Source organism: Sphingopyxis sp., from assembly GCF_035686825.1.
Classification (GTDB): domain Bacteria; phylum Pseudomonadota; class Alphaproteobacteria; order Sphingomonadales; family Sphingomonadaceae; genus Sphingopyxis.
The window spans coordinates 529235-547609 of the sequence record NZ_DASRYZ010000006.1 but is presented as its reverse complement, the minus strand read 5'-3'; the positions used below and the strand labels follow the sequence as shown (position 1 = coordinate 547609).

17 protein-coding genes are annotated in these 18375 nt (G+C 65.6%); 8 read left to right on the top strand and 9 right to left on the bottom strand.

Annotation, left to right across the window (positions count from 1 at the left end):
• Positions 1-30: 30 nt before the first annotated feature.
• Genes metG through VFG17_RS16145 form a run of 4 tightly spaced genes read left to right on the top strand, consistent with a single transcriptional unit; the run spans position 31 to position 3341 of the window.
• The gene (gene metG / locus VFG17_RS16160) at positions 31-1614 is read left to right on the top strand and encodes a methionine--tRNA ligase (RefSeq protein ID WP_325030382.1); all 1584 of its coding nucleotides are present in this window, start codon (positions 31-33) and stop codon (positions 1612-1614) included.
• A complete protein-coding gene (locus VFG17_RS16155; RefSeq protein WP_325030381.1) occupies positions 1614-2390 on the top strand; it encodes a TatD family hydrolase in 777 nt (258 codons plus the stop codon). The genes metG and VFG17_RS16155 overlap by 1 nt, the downstream gene beginning before the upstream one ends.
• A 13-nt stretch (positions 2391-2403) precedes the next feature.
• On the top strand, positions 2404-3168 hold the full coding sequence (locus VFG17_RS16150; RefSeq protein WP_325030380.1) for an MBL fold metallo-hydrolase: 765 nt from the start codon (positions 2404-2406) through the stop codon (positions 3166-3168).
• Entirely contained in the window at positions 3165-3341 is a 177-nt protein-coding gene (locus tag VFG17_RS16145; protein WP_325030379.1) for a hypothetical protein, read from the top strand. The genes VFG17_RS16150 and VFG17_RS16145 overlap by 4 nt, the downstream gene beginning before the upstream one ends.
• Positions 3342-3416: 75 nt before the next feature.
• Here VFG17_RS16145 and VFG17_RS16140 read toward each other — a convergent pair whose 3' ends face one another.
• Together VFG17_RS16140 and VFG17_RS16135 are read right to left on the bottom strand one after the other, a co-directional pair.
• Complete coding sequence (locus VFG17_RS16140; protein WP_325030378.1) at positions 3417-4265, bottom strand: hypothetical protein; 849 nt, start codon at positions 4263-4265, stop codon at positions 3417-3419.
• A 92-nt stretch (positions 4266-4357) separates the two neighbouring features.
• Positions 4358-5626 carry a S8 family serine peptidase gene (locus VFG17_RS16135; RefSeq protein WP_325030377.1) on the bottom strand — a complete coding sequence of 423 codons (1269 nt, stop codon included), beginning with the start codon at positions 5624-5626 and terminating at the stop codon, positions 4358-4360.
• 124 nt (positions 5627-5750) lie between these two features.
• Here VFG17_RS16135 and VFG17_RS16130 point away from each other — a divergent pair, with 124 nt between their 5' ends.
• The 3 genes from VFG17_RS16130 (at position 5751) to mazG (ending at position 7894) form a co-directional block, all read left to right on the top strand.
• The gene (locus tag VFG17_RS16130; RefSeq protein ID WP_325030376.1) at positions 5751-6239 is read left to right on the top strand and encodes an RNA polymerase sigma factor; all 489 of its coding nucleotides are present in this window, start codon (positions 5751-5753) and stop codon (positions 6237-6239) included.
• The gene (locus tag VFG17_RS16125; RefSeq protein WP_325030375.1) at positions 6236-6940 is read left to right on the top strand and encodes an anti-sigma factor; all 705 of its coding nucleotides are present in this window, start codon (positions 6236-6238) and stop codon (positions 6938-6940) included. The genes VFG17_RS16130 and VFG17_RS16125 overlap by 4 nt, the downstream gene beginning before the upstream one ends.
• A 180-nt stretch (positions 6941-7120) precedes the next feature.
• Positions 7121-7894: a nucleoside triphosphate pyrophosphohydrolase gene (mazG, locus tag VFG17_RS16120; RefSeq protein ID WP_325030374.1), complete on the top strand. Its 774-nt coding sequence runs from the start codon at positions 7121-7123 to the stop codon at positions 7892-7894.
• Here mazG and hflX read toward each other — a convergent pair.
• From hflX to dusB, 7 genes are all read right to left on the bottom strand, one after another.
• On the bottom strand, positions 7872-9227 hold the full coding sequence (gene hflX / locus VFG17_RS16115) for a GTPase HflX (protein WP_414712968.1): 1356 nt from the start codon (positions 9225-9227) through the stop codon (positions 7872-7874). The two genes, mazG and hflX, sit on opposite strands and share 23 nt — an antisense overlap.
• Positions 9224-9790: an RNA chaperone Hfq gene (gene hfq, locus VFG17_RS16110; RefSeq protein ID WP_414712960.1), complete on the bottom strand. Its 567-nt coding sequence runs from the start codon at positions 9788-9790 to the stop codon at positions 9224-9226. Before hfq ends, hflX begins: the two co-directional genes overlap by 4 nt.
• 56 nt (positions 9791-9846) lie before the next feature.
• Complete coding sequence (locus VFG17_RS16105; protein ID WP_325030372.1) at positions 9847-11226, bottom strand: sigma-54 dependent transcriptional regulator; 1380 nt, start codon at positions 11224-11226, stop codon at positions 9847-9849.
• A complete protein-coding gene (locus VFG17_RS16100; protein ID WP_325030371.1) occupies positions 11216-13477 on the bottom strand; it encodes a sensor histidine kinase in 2262 nt (753 codons plus the stop codon). The genes VFG17_RS16105 and VFG17_RS16100 overlap by 11 nt, the downstream gene beginning before the upstream one ends.
• Positions 13478-13598: 121 nt before the next feature.
• Positions 13599-15017: a sigma-54 dependent transcriptional regulator gene (locus tag VFG17_RS16095; protein WP_325030370.1), complete on the bottom strand. Its 1419-nt coding sequence runs from the start codon at positions 15015-15017 to the stop codon at positions 13599-13601.
• Entirely contained in the window at positions 15014-16105 is a 1092-nt protein-coding gene (locus VFG17_RS16090; RefSeq protein ID WP_325030369.1) for a two-component system sensor histidine kinase NtrB, read from the bottom strand. Before VFG17_RS16090 ends, VFG17_RS16095 begins: the two co-directional genes overlap by 4 nt.
• On the bottom strand, positions 16102-17100 hold the full coding sequence (gene dusB / locus VFG17_RS16085) for a tRNA dihydrouridine synthase DusB (RefSeq protein WP_325030368.1): 999 nt from the start codon (positions 17098-17100) through the stop codon (positions 16102-16104). Before dusB ends, VFG17_RS16090 begins: the two co-directional genes overlap by 4 nt.
• A 95-nt stretch (positions 17101-17195) precedes the next feature.
• Here dusB and VFG17_RS16080 point away from each other — a divergent pair, with 95 nt between their 5' ends.
• Positions 17196-18374, top strand: coding sequence for a bifunctional 2-C-methyl-D-erythritol 4-phosphate cytidylyltransferase/2-C-methyl-D-erythritol 2,4-cyclodiphosphate synthase (locus tag VFG17_RS16080; RefSeq protein WP_325030367.1), 1179 nt, complete (start codon positions 17196-17198; stop codon positions 18372-18374).
• Position 18375: the final 1 nt, after the last annotated feature.

Here is an 18375-nt window from a genome sequence, read left to right as displayed (position 1 = left end):
CTCCCGCGCGCCAGCGGCTAAGGCGCGCGCATGTCCGAAAATAACGAACCTTTCTACATCACCACCGCGATCAGCTACCCCAATGGCCGCCCGCATATCGGCCACGCCTATGAAGCGATCGCCACCGATGTCATGGCGCGTTTCCAGCGCGCGCGCGGCCGCGACGTCCGGCTCGTCACCGGGACCGACGAACATGGGCTGAAGATGTTCCAGACGGCGCGCGACCAGGGCCGCGCGACGATCGACCTCGCCGACGAAATGTCGGGATATTTCCGTGAGATGTATGCGAAGCTGAATATCAGCTATGACAATTTCATGCGCACGTCGGACGCCGCGCACCATGCCGCCTCGCAGGCGATCTGGAAGGCGATGGAGGCGAAGGGCGACCTCTATCTCGACCGCTATGAAGGCTGGTATTCGGTTCGCGACGAAGCCTTTTACGACGAAAGCGAATTGAGCGACGGGGAAGGGGGCGTTCGCCTTTCGCCGCAGGGGACGCCGGTCGAATGGACCGTCGAAGAAAGCTGGTTCTTTCGCCTGTCGAACTATCAGGACCGGCTGCTCGCGCTCTACAACGAGCAGCCCGATTTCATCCGCCCCGAAAGCCGCCGCAACGAGTTGCTGCGCTTCGTCGAGGGCGGGCTCAAGGACCTCAGCGTCTCGCGCACCAGCTTCGACTGGGGCGTGCCGGTGCCGGGATCGCCGGGGCATGTCATGTATGTCTGGGTCGACGCGCTGACCACCTATCTCTCGGCGCTCGGCTATCCCGATCCCGCCAGCGACTTCGGCACATTCTGGCCGGCGAACATCCATATGATCGGCAAAGATATCGTTCGTTTTCATACAGTTTACTGGCCGGCCTTCCTGATGAGTGCGGATTTGCCGCTGCCGAAGCAGGTGTTCGGCCACGGCTTCCTGCTCAATCGGGGTGAGAAGATGTCGAAGTCGCTCGGCAATGTCGTCGATCCGATGGCGCTCGCCGACCGATTCGGGGTCGATGCGCTGCGCTATTATCTGCTCCGCGAAGTCAGCTTCGGGCAGGACGGCAGCTATTCGGCCGAAGCGATCGTGCGCACCGCGAACGCCGATCTCGCGAACAGTTTCGGTAATCTCGCGCAGCGCAGCTTATCAATGATTTTCAAGAATTTGGATGGCAAGCTTTCGGACGACTGCGCGCCGAATCAAGACGATATCGACCTGCTGGCCGAGCTCGCCGACATGGCGGCGGTGCGTCTACCGCGCGAATTCGAGCAGCTCGCCTTTTCGGTCGGTATCGAGGACTGGATTCGCGCCGTCTTCGTCTGCAACCAATATGTCGATACACAGGCGCCCTGGGCGCTGCGCAAGGCCGACCCCGAACGCATGCGCGCGGTGCTGATGACGCTGTTTCAGGCGGTCCGCACGCTGGCGATCGCGATCCGTCCAGTCGTGCCCGCGGCGGCCGACAAGTTGCTCGATCAGATGGGCATCGCCAAGGATGCGCGCGATTTTGCTGCACTTGGCGACACGGACTGGTTCGCGAAGCTGGTTGCAAGCGACTTCGCGGTCGGCCAGCCTGTACCGATCTTCCCGCGCCTCGAATTGCCCGAGGGCGAAGGGGGAGGCGAGGCCTGATGCTCGTCGATTCGCACTGCCACCTTAATTACAAGGGGCTTGCCGAGCAGCAGGGCGAGGTGCTGGCGCGCGCGCGGGCAAAAGGCGTCACCGCGATGCTCAACATCGCGACGCGCGAAAGCGAATGGGACGAGGTGCTCGCCGCAGCCGAAGCCAATGAGGACGTCTGGGCGAGCGTGGGCATCCATCCGCACGACGCCGACCATCATCCCGACGTCGATACCGCCAAGCTCGTCGAACGCGCCGCGCACCCGCGCGTGATCGGGATCGGCGAAACCGGGCTCGACTATTATTACGACAAGAGCGACCGGGCGCGCCAACAGGATAGTTTCCGCCGCCATATCCATGCCTCGCAGCAAACCGGACTTCCGATCATCGTCCATACGCGCGATGCCGAGGCCGATACGCTGGCGCTGCTCGGCGAGGAGATGGGCCGGGCGAGCTTCCCCGGCGTGATCCACTGCTTCACCGCGAGCGACGATTTCGCGCGCAAGGCGCTCGATCTCGGCCTCTACATCTCGATTTCGGGAATCGTGACCTTCAAGAATGCCGCCGATCTTCAGGCGACCGCCAAATGGTTGCCGCAGGACCGGCTGCTGATCGAAACCGACTCTCCCTTCCTCGCCCCCGTCCCGCACCGCGGCAAGCCCGGCGAGCCCGCCTTCGTCGCCGACACACTTGCGTTCCTCGCCGACCTTCGCGGCGAGGAACGCGAGGCCTTGGCGGCCGCGACAAGCGCCAATTTCTACGCGCTTTTCGACAAGGCGGCACCATGACGTCGCGCGCGCAATGAAGCTGAGAATTCTGGGTTGCGGCACGTCGTCGGGCGTGCCGCGGATCGGCAACGATTGGGGGCAGTGCGATCCCGACAATCCCCGCAACCTGCGCAGCCGCGCTTCGATCATGGTATCGCTCGGCGGCTTTCGGATCCTTGTCGACACCAGCCCCGATATGCGGCTGCAGCTCCTCGACGCGGGGGTCGGCGAGATCGACGCGGTCATCTGGACGCACGAGCATGCCGATCACACCCACGGTCTCGACGATCTGCGCCAAGTCATGCACCTGCGCCGCTCGGCGGTTCCGGTCTACGCCCGCGACCATGTCCTCGATATATTGAAGTGGCGCTTCACCTACGCCTTTGCTGGCAATGCAGGCTATCCGGCGTCGGTCGACCCGATCGATCTCCACGATCATCAATCGATCGGCCCGATCGAGGTTTCGGCGATCGAAATGCCGCACGGACCGATCAAGGCGAGCGGGCTGATTTTCAGCGACGGTGCGCACAGAATCGCATATGCCACTGATTTTTCGAAGTTTACGGACGAGATGGTCGATTTTTTCCAGGGCGTCGACCTGTTCGTCATCGACGCGCTGCGCCGCTACCCCCACCCGACGCACCCGCACCTTCAGATGACCCTCGAGGGGCTGGCCAAGGTCGGCAATCCGCGCGCGATCATCACCCATATGGATAATACGATGGATTATGAAGACCTTGCGGCCGAATTGCCCGCGGGGGTCGAACCGGGCTATGACGGGTTGGAGGTCCAGCTATGAGTGGTGATACCTTCGTCCAGACGTTGTGGTTCGCCGGCGCGTTCGCGTTGGTGCTGAGTTCGTTGCTCGCGCGCCGGTTGCCGATGGCCGACTGGCTCAAGATGGCGCTCGCATGGGTCGCGATATTCGGCCTCGTGTTCCTCGTGATCCGGACGTGGCAGACGGTGACATAAAGAGGGCGGGCCGCGTGGCGGCCCGCCCAGTTGTCGATCGGCGGCATTGGGGTCATCGCCGATCGCCCCATAGGATTACTCGCTGGCGTCCTGCTGCTCGGCCGCTTCCTTGAGCTGGCCCTTCGTCATGCCGGTCACGAGCACGTCGCCCGAACCCGTAAAGTTCGCGGCGGGCAGCGTCGCGACCCGGTCGCCCACTTCGACCGTCACCGCCTGCACGACGCCGCGACCGGTCTGGCGCAGATTCTGGACGTGGCCGATCACCTTGCCGCGCGGGTCGGTGACGGGCATGCCCGGAGCGACCGCGAACATGCCGTTGCCGCTGGCGGCACCGCTACCCGAAGCCGCAAGCTGGCCGAGGCTGCCCTGGAAGCTGCCCGCGATCGAACCGGCGCCGCTGGCACTGCCTGAGACGTCTGACAGCGCGCCGCCGGCCCGATCACGGACAGTCCCGACCGCACCGCGCGCGGTGCCGGTGGCGGTCGAAGCGGCACTGCGGGCGGTGCCGACGGTTCCGCGCGCGGTCTGGCCGACGAAATCGGTGCCGACGGCTTGCGCGTCGAGGCTGCCGCCACCCGATGCCGAACCCGAACCACTGGCGTCGCCGCCGATCGTGCGGCCGAGCAGATTCGCATCGCCATCGGCCGAACCCTTGCCGTTCGCATCGGCGCGGCCCTTGCCCTGAACGCGGCCCGAGCGGCGATCGACATTAGCGTCGCCGCGACCCGATCCGGTGATGTCGCTCGCGGTGCCAAGCGTCCCGCCGATCGGCCCGGTGGGATTGCCCAGCGTGCCCCCGATCGTTCCGCCCAAGCCGCCGCCCAGCCCGCCGCTTCCGCCGAGCAGCTGCGCCGCGGCGGGGGTCGAAAATGCGATAGCCGACGCGGCGAGCGCGAGCGCCGGCATGAAAATACGATGTGCCATTATCCTTCTCCTTCATCTGCGGCCCGGAGGGGAGGGCCTGAAGGAAGAACGACGGCGCGTTCGAATTTCTTCCAAAAATTGTGCCGGGCGGGTCAGCGGCCGCCGCAATCCCCGCAAATCAGCCCGTGGCCATAGATTTTATCGCGGCCCTTTTTGCCAAGATCTCGCGCTTCGAAGACCAGCGCGGAAACCGCCGGTCCGATCCGGTCGATCGCCGGCGCGGGGTAGCGAAGGGCGAGGCGCCCGGCCACCAAAGGCGCAGCGAAAGAGGTGCCGCGCAGGCGGTCGGTTGCGTCGACGCCAGTGGCGGCAAATACGGCATCGCCCGGCGCGGCGAAGTCGAGGTGGAGCGCGCGGCCGGCCTCGGGCAAGGCGCGATTCCGGGCATCGACCCCGGTCACGGCGAATACGCCCTTATAGGAGGCGGGGTAGGCGGGCGGGGCGGCGGGGCCGTCGTTGCCGACCGCCGCGACGATCAGCATGCCGCGCTGCTGCGCGCGCGACACCGCGGCCGCCAGCAATTTGTTGTCGGGACCGACGAGGCTGATCGTCGTCACCGCGGCGCCGCGCTGAACCAGCCAACCGAGCGCGCGTACGATGGCGCTTGCATTGCCGCCCGCCGGATCGGAGCCGTAAACATCGGCGGCGAGCAGCTTCTGTCCCGAAGCCGCGCCGCGCACCCGCCCACTGCCGATCAGCAGCGACGCCACGGCGGTCCCATGACGGCTCGCATGCGGCGCGCCGGCAGCGAAACCGCGCTGCTCAACCCGGCCCGCGACCGACGGATGCGCGGCAACACCGCCGTCGATCAGTCCGAGCCGGGCTTGGCCGGGCGACGCCGCCGTCGCCAATGCGGCCGCCGGCATCGCGCCGCCGGAACCGCTCGCGAAATAGATATGGTCGGCATCGACTTCGGCATCGGGGAGCAGCTTGGCGAGACGTTTTTGCGCGCGAGCGAGGCTATGCCCGTCGGGAACGGCGAAACGAACGACGTCGAGATCGATGCCCTCGATGCGATCGCGGTCGATCAGCCAAAACCCTTCCTTGGCAGCGCGCGCGATCATCGCTTCGTCGACGCCCGTAGCGACGAGTATGCCGCGCACGGCGGGCTGGCCGTTGCGGTCAGGCTCTATCCGATCGCGATTGTCGCGAAGCAGCCTGTCGATCCGGTCGAGCCGGACCCGCGCGAGCGTGTCACCCGCAGCCTGCAACGGCTCGGTGACGATGTCCGGCAGCGAAGGCAGGGTGCGCGACGTGTCGGGCAGTTGGACCGATGGCAGCGCGATCTGGGCGTCAACACGCACTGCGATTCCCGCGCACAAAAGCGAGAACATCACGGGCAGGGCGATCAATACGCGCATCAAATCTCCTCATATCGTCGAACGGGAAGGCAGGGTGACCAATCGCGTCCGAAAAATTTAGCATGCTGCGGAAGAAACGATAGAGTGGCGTCGTTTCTTCCTCGAACAGATCGAAAAGGCGAATATGCGCTTCGAAGAGGAACTGGTCGAATTACTGCCGCGCTTGCGCCGTTTCGCGCGCGGATTGACGCGTCATCAAAGCGATGCCGATGATTTGTGCCAGGCAGCGATCGAGCGCGCGCTTAAATCGCGCGACCAATGGCAACAAGGGACGAGACTGGACAGTTGGATGTACCGCATCACTCGCAATCTCTGGATCGACGAGCGCCGCGCGGCGGGCCGGCGCGGCGTTCACGCCCCGATCGACGACGCGGCGACGCAAGTCGCGGGCGAAGGCGCCGCCGAAGTCGAGGCCGGGGCGCTACGCGGCGATGTCGACGGCGCCATGGCCCGACTTCCCGACGAACAGCGCGAAGTCGTGATGCTCGTACTCGTCGAAGGCTATGCCTATCGCGAAGCCGCGGAGATACTCGATGTGCCGGTCGGCACGGTCACCTCGCGCCTCGCGCGTGGGCGCGAAGCATTGATGTTTTATCTCGGAGAAGCGGCATGAGCTTTGATCCCGCCACCGTCGCCGCTTTCGTCGACGGCGAACTCGACGACCTGACAGCGCGCCGGATCGAGCGCGAGGCAGCCACCGACGCGGCGCTCGCGGCCGAGATCGCGCGCCACCGCGCGCTCAAGACGCGGTTGACGGCGCACTACGCTCCCATAGCGGAGGAGGCGGTTCCAGAGCGGTTCCGGTCGCTGCTTGCTGTCGATAACAAGGTCGATACAAGCCTGACCGACCGCCGAAACGCCCGGCGCGCACGCTTCAGCGGCATGCATTGGGGCACCATCGCGGCCTCGCTCATACTCGGCCTCATGATCGGACTGCGCCCATGGGTGCCCGGGGCGGAGGTCGCGATCGACGGCGGCACGCTGGTCGCGGCGGGCCCGCTCGCCGAAGCGCTCGATACGCAGCTCGCTTCGAGCCAGCCAGGCGATGCGGCGGTGCGGATCGTTCTCAGCTTCGAAGACAAGGCCGGCCGCTATTGCCGCAGCTTCGAAAGCCGCGCGATCGACGGCATCGGGTGCCGCGAGCAAGATCGCTGGCAGATCGAAAGGACGTTGCCGGGCCAGACGCGCGGCGATTACCGGCAGGCCTCATCGGGCGAACTGGCCGCAGCGGCGGCCGCCATGATGAAGCGTGGCGCGCTCGACGCTCGGGCCGAACGGGCAGCGCGGGACGCCGGGTGGGCCCAGCGCCGATAGCATTCGTCGGCAGAGCTTTCATTTGCGGCAACCAGCTCAGCCATGAGTGCTCAGGCTTTACTGTCGCATGAAGCGATTTTAGACGGGGCCTATGATTTGCCGTGAGGGTGGATGGGATGCCGCCCGTTTCACGTACCAATCAAATAGTATTTAACATAATATATATTATCGGATAAACATATGCCCAACGCGGCGAACCAATCCCCCATCGATCGCCTGCTCGTCATCATGCGCCAGTTGCGCAATCCCGACGGCGGTTGCGAATGGGATCTCGCGCAGGATTTTTCGACGATCGCGCCTTATACGATTGAGGAAGCCTATGAGGTTTCCGACGCGATCGCCGGCGGCGATCCCGCTGCGATCCGCGACGAACTCGGCGACCTTCTGCTTCAGGTCGTGTTCCATAGCCAGATCGCGACCGACGACGGCCTTTTCGGTTTCGACGATGTCGCCAACGCGATCAGCGACAAGATGGAACGCCGCCATCCGCACATCTTCGGCGACGGCAAGACCGACGATGTCCGCAGGCAATGGGAAGCCATCAAGGCCGACGAACGCGCCGCCGAAGGGCCAAGCGGCGCGCTGGCCGGCGTCGCGCTGTCGCTACCGGCCTTGCTCCGCGCCCAGAAGCTGCAGGGCCGTGCCGCGCGCGTCGGTTTCGACTGGCCCGATACCGACGGACCGCGCGACAAGATCGCCGAGGAACTGGCCGAGGTCGCGGGCGCAAATGATGACAGCGAGCGTCATGAGGAAGTGGGTGACCTGTTGTTTGCCGTCGTAAATTACGCGCGCAAGCTGGGTGTCGATGCCGAAGGCGCGTTGCGCGATGCCAATGCCAAGTTCGCGCGCCGCTTTGCGGCCATGGAAGACCGCGCAGGCGGAACGCTGACGGGCCTGTCGCTCGACGCGCAGGAAGCGCATTGGCAGGCGGTCAAGCTGTCGGAGCGTCCCTGAGGTTCGGCCACAGCCGTTCGAAGCGCGCCCGGTCGGCGGGATCGAGCCGGACGGTCAGCACATGCCCCTCACCCTCCGGCTCGTCGGCGAGGACCTCGCCGCGCGCATGGAGCCATGCCATCGCCTCGCCCTGCTCATAGCCCAGATGGATGCGTTGCACCTGATGCCGCGCGGTCAATTGTGACGCCATGAGGATGCGCGCGGCTTCGACGCCCTCGCCCGTCACCGCCGAAATCACCGCAACGTCGGAACGCCGCGCCGCCATCTCTTCGATAATCGCGCGGCGATCGACATCGGCGGTGTCGATCTTGTTCCATATCTCGATCTGCGGGATCGCATCAGGTGCATCGCCCTCCCCGCCGTCCTGCGGGCCGTTGGCGCCGAGCGAGTTCAGGATGGCGCGCACATCGTCATATTGCGCTTCGCTGTCAGGATGGACGATGTCGCGCACATGGACGATCAGGTCGGCGGTGGTGACCTCTTCCAGCGTCGCCCGGAACGCCGCGACGAGTTCGGTCGGCAGGTCGGACACGAAACCCACCGTGTCGGACAGGATCGCCTTGTCGATGCCGGGCAGCCGGATTTCGCGCATCGTCGGATCGAGCGTAGCGAAAAGCATATCTTCCGCCATGACGTCACTTCCAGTCAACCTGTTGAAGAAAGTCGATTTTCCGGCATTGGTGTAGCCGACGAGCGCGATGACCGGCCATGGCGCACGCTGTCGTTTCGAGCGCTGCAGTTGGCGCGTACGGCGCGCATCCTCGAGGCTACGCCGGATTCGCGCCATCCGGTTGCGGATCATCCGGCGGTCGGCCTCGATCTGCGTTTCGCCGGGGCCGCCGAGGAAGCCGAAACCGCCGCGCTGGCGCTCGAGGTGGGTCCAGCTGCGCACGAGCCGCCCCGCCTGATAGTCGAGATGCGCGAGTTCGACCTGCAAGCGGCCCTCGGCCGTCGCCGCACGCTCGCCGAAGATTTCGAGGATCAGGCCGGTGCGATCGATCACCTTGGTGCCGAACGCCGTTTCGAGATTGCGCTGCTGGATCGGGGTGAGCGCCGCGTCGACGACCACAAGCTGGACGCCCTTCGCCGCTATGTCGGGCGCGATCGCATCGATCTGCCCGACGCCGAGCAGCGTTGCGGCCCGCGTCTGGCGCAGGCGGAGCGTGTGGACGGCGACGACATCGAGCCCAATCGCGAGCGCAAGGCCCCGCGCCTCCTCGGCGCGCGCGTCGAGGTCGCGCGCGAGCCGCTGGCTATGCCATTCGGGCACGATGACAAGCGCGGGAGCGCCGCGCGTTACCTCGTCTTCATTGTCGATTATCGGGTCGATCAGGCGTCGTCCGCTTCGCCGTCACCCTCGCCATTGTCGGTGAGGTTGATCGGCCCGTTCGGCTGAACGGTCGAAATCGCGTGCTTGTAGACGAGTTGCACCTGCCGTTCGCGCTCGAGCAGCATGCAGAAGAGGTCGAACGCGACGATGTCGCCCTGCAGCATCACGCCGTTGACGAGGAACATCGTGACCGACTCATCCGAACGGCGGACGGCGTTCAGAAACACGTCCTGCAACGCCTTGCCCTTGCTCGCCGGCGCGTCGCGCAGATTGTCGCCGAGCAGCGACAGGTCGAAATCGTGCGACGGCATCACGGTCGAGATCGCATGCTTGTACACCAGCTGCGACTGTCCGTCGCGGCGGAGCAGCAGCGAGAAATTGTCGAACCAGGTGATGATGCCCTGCAACTTGACGCCCTTGACCAGGAACATGGTCACCGGGGTCTTGCTCTTGCGGAGGGCGTTGAGGAAAATATCCTGGAGATTCTGGTTTTTATCGGACACATTTGCCTCCTGTTTTTGGCGGTGTAACCGCGGGGTACGGTGCCGGTTTCCTCCGGCTTTCAAGACCTTCTTCTGAAACGCAATATGCGGCAAAGCGCGTGGGACGTCTAGCGCAAAGCCTAACCTTCGCTTTCCGAACTCTCGGTAAGGCCCAAAAGTTTCAGTTTGCGGTGCAGGGCGGACCGCTCCATCCCGATGAAGGTCGCGGTACGCGAAATATTGCCTGAAAAGCGGTTGATCTGGATGCGCAGATACTCGCGCTCGAAATTCTCGCGCGCCTCTTTCAACGGGATCGCGGTGATCGATTCCGAATTGGGCAGAATGTCGGTTCCGCCGCGCACCAGTTCGGCGGGAAGCATGTCGGCATCGATCCGCGCCAGCCGGTCGCTCGGCGCGAGGATCATCACGCGCTCGATGACGTTGCGCAGTTCGCGGACATTGCCCGGCCATTCATGTGCTTGCAGCGCCGCCATCGCCTCGGCGCTGATCTCGGGCGGCGGGACGCGGCGGTCGGCGGCGTAACGCCGGATATAATGGTCGCACAGGCTCGCGATATCGTCGCGCCGCTCGCGCAGCGGCGGGATATGCACGGGCACGACGTTGAGCCGGTAATAAAGATCCTCGCGAAAGCGGCCCTCGGCGATTTCGGTCATCAAATCGCGTGCCGAACCCGAAATGATGCGGACATCGACGCGGATCATCGTGCGGCCGCCGACGCGGGCAAAGCTCTGATCGGTGAGCACGCGCAGGATCTTGCCCTGCGTCGTCAGCGGCATGTCGGCCACCTCGTCGAGGAACAAGGTCCCGCCATGCGCCTGTTCGAGCAGGCCGACGCGGATCGACCCATCTTCGGCTTCGGACCCGAACAATTCGGTTTCGACCGTTTCGGGATCCATGCGCGCCGACGAAATCACGCGGAACGGCGCATTGTGCCTGCCGCTCCACCCGTGCAGCACCCGCGCGGCGACTTCCTTGCCGACACCGGGCGCGCCGGTGATCAGGACGCGGCTCCCCGTCCCTGCCACCCGCTTCAGCGTCGCGCGGACATTGTTGATCGCGGCGCTCGTCCCCGTCAGTTCGTCGGATGGCCCCGCCTTTTCGCGCAGCTGTTCATATTCGAATTTCAGTCGCTCGCTTTCGGTCGCGCGCGCGACGAGGTGGAGCAGGCGCGACGCTTCGAACGGCTTTTCGATGAAGTCGAACGCGCCGCGGCGGATCGCCGCGACCGCGGTGTCGAGGCCGCCATGGCCCGAAATCACGATGATCGGCAGCGTCGGATCGAACGCCTTGATCGCTTCGACGAGGCCGAGGCCGTCGAGCCGCGATCCTTGCAGCCAGACGTCGATCAGCGCGAGCGACGGCCGCCGCTGGCGGATCGCCTCGAGCGCCGAATCGCTGTCGGACGCTGTGCGCGCCTCATAACCTTCGTCTTCCATGACCCCGGCGACGAGGTCGCAAATGTCGCGTTCGTCGTCGACGATCAGAATATCAAGCGCCATGATCTTCTCTGTCCTGCCGGTTCCGGATGCGCCCCGGAACCGTTTCATTCTGCCCCATATTTTGCTCCCCGCCCTTTCCGGCCAAGGGCCGGAGCCGGTCGGGATGGAGCGTCAGGGTCACGCACGTCCCCTGCCCCGCCGGATTGTCAGAAAATTCAAGTTCGCCATAATGTTGCTCGACAATCTTCTTGACGATTGCGAGGCCGAGGCCCGTCCCGCCCTGGCGCGTCGTCATATAAGGTTCGGCGATCGCATCGCGCGCCTCGGGCAGCCCGATTCCGTCGTCGGTGACGCGAATGATCACCTCCCCGCCCGCGCCGATGTCGAGCGCCGCGCTGATGTGGCCTGTCGCAGCGGAATCGGAGTTTTTATATTTTTCCTCAATCGCTTCGACCGCATTTTTGACGATATTTGTTACCGCCTGCGACATGGAGCGGCGATCGCAGACGAGCGGCTCGATCTCGGCCGGCGTCTTGACCGAAAAGACGATGTCGGGCTTTGCGACCTCGAACAGGAAAACCGCCTGGCGCAATATGTCGCGCACATCCTCGACGCCGAAGGTCGGCTTGGGCATCCGTGCGAAGCTCGAAAATTCGTCGACCATGCGCCGCATGTCGTGAACCTGCCGGATCACCGTGTCGGTGAGCTTGCGGAAGGTCGCCGCATCGCCCTCGACCTTGTCGCCGAAACGCCGCTGGAGCCGCTCCGCGGCGAGCTGGATCGGCGTCAGCGGATTCTTGATTTCGTGCGCGATGCGTCGAGCGACATCGGACCAAGCGGCGCGCCGCTGATCGAGCAATTGCTGCGTGATGTCCTCGAAACTGAGGACGAAACCGTCGCCCTGCGCCACCGCCTTGGCGGCGAGCGTCGCGGGTTCGGCGTCCTTGCGCGACAGTTGCACGATCCCCTCGCGCTCCTCGCCCGTCAACAGCCGCGCCAGTTCGGGCGCCACATCGTCGAGCGGCTGGCCGGTGAGATTTTCCGCCGACTGCCCGATCAGCCGCTCGGCGGCGGCATTCGCCAGCAGGATGCGGCGACCGGCATCGACCGAAACCACGGCGGACGAGACCCCGCTGAGCACCGCTTCGATAAAGCTGCGCCGCGCCTCGAGCTGCTCGTTCACATTGACGAGCACGCCGGTCTGCCCCTCGAGCTGCTCGGTCATCCGGTTAAAGGCGCGCGTCAATACCGCGATCTCGTCGTCGCGCGCCGGCGGCGTGACGCGGACCGAAAGGTCGCCATCGGCGGCGGTTCGCGTCGCGCCGATCAGCGTCCCGAGCGGCCGGACTATGCGGTCGGCGACGACGATCGCGGCGATCACCGCGAGCGCGAGCAGCAGCAGCGAGCCCAGATAGAGCGCGCCGTTGAACTGGAGTTGGAGCAACTGCGACCGTTCGAACAGGCCGTTGTAGTCGGCCAGCACCGCGCTCGCGCGCGCCGACTGTTGAAACCCCGGAACATTGGTGTCGCGCGAGGCATAGACATAAGCACGATCGGTTCCGGGGAGCTGCGCCGCGGCTTCGATCCGGTTGGCCTGGCGAACCACGACCACATCTTCGCCGGCGTCGAGGCGGCCGACCATCTCCGAACTCAGCCGGTTCTCGGCCGAACGATCGTCGGGGTCGATCGCTGCGGCGGTGCGCGCGACGCCATCCCTGCCGATCTCGATGATCGCCGATTCATTGAGGCTGCGGACGACGACCTGCTGGAGATAATAGTTGGTGAAACCGGGGCTATCGATCGAGAAGCGGGACAATCGCGTGCCGAGGTCGTTGGCCATGGCAAAGGTGTTCGCGCCGACCTGGCGCTGATTTTCCTGATAATAGCCTTCAGCGAGACTGGCGGCATTTTCAAACATACCGCGCGACCGGTCGGAGAACCAGAAGTCGACGCCGAACTGGAACAGCAGCGAAGCGAATATGACGACGAGCAAGGTCGGCGCCGCCGCGATCAGCGAAAACAGCGCGACGAGCCGGACGTGGAGGCGGCCATTGCCGCCCGCCATCGAGCGCACCGCGCGCGCGCGCGCGACGCGGCTGCCGATCAGCACGATCAGCGCCATCGCCGGCACAAGGTTGACGACCATGATCGCCGCCACCAGCGCCGGGGTCAGCAATCTCTCGCTCTGCGCGTCGCCGGTGACGAAAATATAGGTCGCGATCGCGACGCTGACGATGATGCCGAGCGTGTAATATTCGGGCGTTCCGAAGCGCCAGAAGCCCGAGCGCGCTTCCTCTTCGTCCGAATCCATGTCGAGGGCCAGGGAAGTCGATCGCGCCATTGTTGCCGCGTTACGACAATCCTGTTGCATAGAAAACACACAATCGGCGCAAATGTCGCCCAATTGCACCGATTTCGGGATTATTTCCCGTTCAGGGATGCGCCGGATCGATGTCGAGCTGTCCGAGCCGTTTGCGCAGCGTGTTGCGGTTGATCCCGAGTCGCCGCGCCGCCTCGAGCTGATTGCCGCGCACTTCGCGCAGAACGCGGCGGAAAAGCGCCGCCTCGACAATGGTCTCGAGCTGTTCGTGAATGTCGCCGTCGCTCGGCACGCCCGCCATTTGCTCGCGCGCCCAATCATCGACGGCACGCGCGATCAGCGCGGCGGGCTCGACCGCCCCGCCCCCTTCGCCGTTTTCGCGGAGCAATGTTTCGACATCGCGCGCCGTCACCACGGTATCGCGCGACAACACGGCGAGCCGCTGGACGACATTGCCCAACTCGCGAACATTGCCGGGCCAGTCATAGCGTTCGAGCCACTGCATCGCGGCGGGCGCGAATTGGCGGTGCGGAAGCCCCGAACTGCGCCCCGCATCGACGAAATGACCGACGAGCGCGGCGATGTCGCTGCGGCGGTCGCGGAGCGGCGGCAGCGTGACGGGAATAACGTTGAGGCGGTAGAAAAGGTCCTCGCGGAAACGGCCATCAGCGACAAGCGTGCGCATGTCGCGGTGCGTCGCGGCGATGACGCGGACGTCGGCGCGCAGCGCCTGACTGCCGCCGACGGTCGAATACTCATTGCTCTGGAGCACGCGGAGCAGCCGGGTCTGCGCCTCGAGCGGCATATCGCCGATTTCGTCGAGGAAGAGCGTGCCGCCCGCGGCCTGCTCGAAGCGCCCCGCATTGCGGCTGTGCGCGCCGGTAAATGCCCCCTTTTCGTGCCCGAACAGCTCGGCTTCGATCAACTCGCGCGGGATCGCGGCCATGTTGATCGCGACGAAAGGCCCGCCCCGGCGCAGCCCGGTCGCGTGGATCGCGCGCGCAACGACTTCCTTGCCGGTGCCCGACTCGCCGAGGATGAGGACCGCAAGGTCGTTCGACGCGAGGCGTGCGATGGTGCGGTAGACCGCCTGCATCGCCGGCGCGCGCCCGACCAGTCCGTGGCTGTCGGCCGGCGCCGCGGCGTCGCGTGCCGCCGGCTCGCTGCTCCGTTCGAGCGCGGCGCGGACGCTGGCGGTGAGTTCGTCGAGATCGAAGGGCTTGGGCAGATAGTCGTAGCTGCCGATGCCGGTCGCGCGCACCGCGGTGTCGAGCGTATTCTGCGCCGACAGCACGATCACCGGCGTCGCGGGGTCGATGCCCGTGTGCGCCAGCGAATCGATGCCGTCGCCGTCGGGCAGCACGACGTCGGTGATGACGAGGTCGGGGCGATGGTCGGCCAGCCAGGCGTTGCGTTCGGCAAGGCTGGCGACCGACGCGAAATGGCCGCATTCGCCGACGAGCGTTTCGCGGATGATCATCGCGATCGCCGGATCATCCTCGACCAGCAGGATCGTCTTGCCCCGGGTCATGTCGCGCGTCCTTCCCGCGCGACGGGCAGATGCACGCGAAAGCGCGTCCAGTCGCCGTCGCGGATATGCTGCACCGTGCCGCCCATGTCGCGTGCGAGCTTGGCGACGAGCGCGAGCCCGAGCCCACGCCCGTCACGCTTCGTCGTTACGAACGGGTCGAACAGGTCGCCGCGGATGTCGGCGGGAACGCCGGGGCCATTGTCGCTGACGCTGACCTCGATCGGCAGCGCGATGCGCCCGCGCCCGTCGCCATTGTCGATCGACAAGCCGTGCCGATAGGCGGTCGTCAACCGCACGACGCCGTCGTCGCGCCCACCGAGCGCCTCGCAGCCATTGGTGAGCAGGTTGAGCAATATCTGCACCATGGCGTCATGGTTGCCGTGGACGAGGGGAAGCGAAGGGTCGAAATCCTCGGCGAAGCGGACGCCGGGAAACTGGCGCGCGCGCGCGGTTTCCATCGCCTGGTGGATCGGTTGATAGAGGTTGATCGGGCCGCAGTCGATCGGCTGGCCGCGCGAGAAATGCTCCATCTGGTCGATCAGCGTCGCGATCCGGTCGACCTCGGCGCAGATCAGCGTCGTGAAGCGTTCCCCGCCGGCATCGGTCTTGCGCGCGAGCAGCTGCGCCGCGCCCTTGATGCCCGCGAGCGGATTCTTGATCTCGTGCGCGAGCATCGAGGCGGCGGCGCCCGCCGCGCGCCCCGAACGGCCGATCGCGCCGCCCATCAGCTCGGCATCGCTTGGCGAGGGGACGAGCGCGAGGATGCGGTGGCCGCTGTTGCCATAAGGAACCATCTGCATGTCGACGAAGACCGTCTTGCGTCCGCCGACCGAGATTTCGGCGCGATGCGCGAAAAGCGCCGACGTCGCGGCGTCGCTCATCCGCTGGCGATAGCTGCGGTCCATCGCGATGACGTCATAGATGACGCGCCCGACCATCGCCGAGCGGCTGACGTTACAAAGCTGCTCCGCAGCGGCGTTGACGAAGAGCACGACCCCGCCGCCATCGATGAGCAGCGTGGGAACGGGGTGCGACTGGATCAGCTCGTCATGGTCGAAGTTCGGGATGCTCGACGTCAGAGCGCTCATGCAGCGGCCTTGGTCAGATGCGGGCCATAGAAGGCCTCGAGCGCGTCGAGCACGCCCTTGCTGTCGGGGATCTGGTTGACTTTGTTGCGGAACTCCGCCGAGCCGTGCAGCCCCTTGACGTACCAGCCGAGATGTTTGCGCGCCATATTGACCCCGGTCATCTCTCCATAATGGTCGATCATCGCACGGTAATGCGATGTAATGACGTCATATTGTTCGTCGAGACCGGGATCGGGCCGTTCGGCCTCGCCGCGCAGCGCCGCCATGACCTGCCCGAGCAGCCACGGGCGGCCATAGGCGCCGCGGCCGATCATCACGCCATCGGCGCCGCTCTGCGCGAGCGCGGTGCGGGCATCGTCGGCCGAGCAGATGTCGCCATTGACGATCACCGGGATCGACACCGCATCCTTGACCGAGCGCACGAAACCCCAGTCGGCCTCGCCGCGATACATCTGGTTGCGCGTGCGGCCGTGAACCGTGACGAGTTTTGCGCCGAGATCCTCGGCAATATGCGCGAGTTCGGGCGCGTTGAGGCTGTCGTGGCACCAGCCCATGCGCATCTTGACCGTCACCGGAACCTTGACGGCGTCGACGCAGGATTTGATCAGCGCGGCGGCGAGCTTCAAGTCGCGCATCAGCGCCGATCCGGCGTCGCCGTTGGTCACCTTTCGCACCGGGCAGCCCATGTTGATGTCGATGATCGACGCGCCGCGATCCTCGTTGAGCTTCGCGGCCTCGCCCATTTCATAGGGGGTGCAGCCGACGAGCTGCATCGACACCGGCTCTTCGACCGGATCCCACGCCGCTTTCTGGATCGACTGGCGCGTTTCGCGGATCGCGGCCTGGCTCGCGATCATCTCGGTGACGTTGAGCCCCGAGCCATAATAGCGCACGAGCTTGCGGAACGGCAGGTCGGTGACGCCCGTCATCGGCGCGAGGATCACGGGATCCGCGATGGTGATGTTGCCGATCTGGATGGGCCGGAGCGGCGCCATGGCGGGGAGCTTTCGTCGAATTGCCTAAATTTTGAGCAGCCCCTACACGCTAAGGCGCTTTCCCGCAAGGCGCGGCTGCGCTAACCGCGCGGGCGATGACCGAGTCCGCCCTTCCTCCTGCCCCGCCTGTCGCGGTGATCCTGCTCGCCGGCGGTACGGGGAAGCGCGCCGGTTTCGCCCAGCCGAAGCAGCTCGAACGACTGGGCGGCAAGCCGGTCCTCCGCTGGAGCCTCGACACATTTGCCGCCCATCCGGCGATCGCGGGCGGCGTGCTGGTGGCGAATGACGACATCATGGCGGCGATCGGCCCCTTACCGGATGGCTGGATTTCCGCCGATCCCGGCGCGGAACGCCAGCAATCGGTGGCCAATGCGCTCGCGGCGCTCGCCGACCGCGATGACGCGACGCTGGTGCTGGTTCATGACGCCGCGCGCCCGGGCGTGAGCGGCGAAGTCGTCGATCGCCTGCTGGCTGCGCTGCGAACCGCCGACGCGACAATCCCGACCCTGCCCGTCCCCGACACGCTCGTCGAACAGGCGCATGACGAAGCCGGCGACGTGGTCGATCGCAGCGTGCTGGCGCGGGTGCAAACGCCGCAAGGCTTTCGTCTGGGGACATTGCGGCGCGCGCATGCCGAAGCGGTCGAGGCGGCCGCGACCGACGATGCGCAGCTCGTCCGCCGGCTCGGCATCGTCGTGGTGGCAGTGCCGGGCGATGCCCGGCTCCACAAACTGACATATGCCGAGGATATGGCGATCCTTTCGGGGCTTTTGGGGACGAACGCCATGATGCGAACCGCGGTCGGCATGGGCTATGACGTCCACCGCCTCGTCACCGGCAAGCCGCTTTGGATCGGCGGGATAGAAATCGCGCATAGTCATGGACTTGAAGGCCATAGCGATGCCGACGTCGCGCTTCATGCGATCACCGACGCGATCCTTGGCGGCCTCGCCGACGGCGACATCGGCGACCATTTTCCGCCGAGCGATCCGCAATGGCGCGGCGCCGCATCGCACCGCTTCCTCGCCTTCGCCGGCGAACGGGTGAGCACGCGCGGCGGGCGCATCGACCATATCGACCTGACGATCATCGCCGAAGCGCCGAAGATCGGGCCGCATCGCGCCGCGATCCGCGCGCGCATTGCCGAAATCCTTGCGCTTCCAGTCGAACGGGTTAGTGTGAAGGCGACAACGACCGAGCGGCTGGGCTTCACTGGCCGCCGCGAGGGGATCGCTGCGCAGGCCGTCGCGACCCTACAACTTCCGGAGAATTGAT